General features: G+C 67.8%; 1 protein-coding gene and 1 pseudogene. One reads left to right on the top strand and one right to left on the bottom strand.

Annotated features, from left to right (window positions below; genetic code table 11):
• Positions 1-119: 119 nt before the first annotated feature.
• A complete protein-coding gene (locus ABZT93_RS40365; protein ID WP_356114118.1) occupies positions 120-956 on the top strand; it encodes an undecaprenyl-diphosphate phosphatase in 837 nt (278 codons plus the stop codon).
• Between the two features lie 87 nt (positions 957-1043).
• Here the strand turns inward: ABZT93_RS40365 and ABZT93_RS40360 are convergent.
• Positions 1044-1295 (bottom strand): annotated as a pseudogene (locus ABZT93_RS40360) (L-asparagine permease); the annotation flags it as partial.
• Positions 1296-1385: the final 90 nt, after the last annotated feature.

The raw sequence follows: 1385 nt of genomic DNA, 5'->3' as shown, positions 1-1385 counted from the left end.
AGGTCGAGACCCGCCGTGAGGTTGCCCCACTGGTCGCTGCCGCCCTGCTGGAGCGTGCAGCCGTACCGCCGGTACAGCTCCAGGAAGTCCATGCCTTCCCCTGAGAAGAACTGGATCCCATGAGCGTCATCAGCGTCGGTCAGGCCGTCGTCCTCGGAGCCGTCGAGGGGGTGACCGAGTTCCTCCCCGTCTCCTCCACCGGCCATCTGAAGATCGTCGAGGGGTTGATGCACATCCCCGTCGACGACGACGCCGTCGTCGGGTTCTCGGCCGTCATCCAGGTGGGCGCGATCGCGGCCGTACTCGTGTACTTCTTCAAGGACATCGTGCGGATCGTCTCCGCGTGGGGGAGGTGGATCGTCAACAAGGAGGAGCGTTACCACCACGACTACAAGTTCGCGTGGTGGGTGATCGCCGCGACCATCCCGATCGTCGTCGTCGGCCTCGCCGCCAAGCCGCTCATCGAGGGGCCGCTCGCCTCCCTGTGGGTGGTCGCGGGCTCCCTGCTCGTCGGCAGCGCGGTGATGTGGGCGGCCGACCAGATGGGGCGGCACAAGCGCGGGGAGGACGACACCTCCTTCAAGGACGCGATGCTGGTGGGCAGCTCGCAGATCCTCGCGCTGCTCTTCCCCGGCTTCTCGCGTTCCGGCGCGACCATGTCCACGGCCCTGATCCTGGACCTCGACCGCGTGGCGGCCACTCGCCTCTCCTTCTTCCTCGGCATCCCCGCCCTCACCGGCGCCGGCATCTACGAGCTCAAGGATGCCCTCGGCGCGGGCGTGGGCGCGGCCCCGCTGGCCGTCGGCACGGGTGTCTCCTTCGTCGTCGCCTACGCCTCCATCGCCTGGCTGCTGAAGTTCGTCGCCAAGCATTCCTTCAACGCCTTCGTGGTCTACCGCATCGTCGTCAGCCTGCTCCTCTTCGGCCTGCTGGCCACGGGGACGCTGGACAGCTGACGGGCACGGTTGCCTCCCCCGGTGCGGGGTGTGAGGAGGCTGACCGACACGCGGGACGCGGGGCGGTCCAGGCCAAAGGGGTGTGGGGAAGACGCCGACGCGCCACATGATCGAGTTGATCGCCTTGGGCATGATCTTCTCGGGGTTCTCGGTCTCGCCCGCGGCTACGCCGACCAGTTCGACGGAGGCGTAGGCGAAGACGACACCTTGGATGATCAGCAGCATGGGCAGCAGGCCGTTGGGGAAGACGCCGCCGTTGCCGGTGATCAGGGACGGGCCGGGGTGGTGGCCGTCGATCGGGTGCTGGGTGGCCAGCAGGAAGATGCCGATCAGCATGAACGCCGACGGCTATCCGGCCCTCTGGAACTCCCGCCACAACCTCGCCGAGTGCTCCGGGCTGCATGTCGCCCGCATCGAGCACCTGTAGAA

It is taken from the genome of Streptomyces sp. NPDC005303 (assembly GCF_040607335.1).
GTDB lineage: Bacteria > Actinomycetota > Actinomycetes > Streptomycetales > Streptomycetaceae > Streptomyces.
Note: the sequence above shows the minus strand (reverse complement) of the source record. Positions and strands in the feature narration are given on the sequence as shown.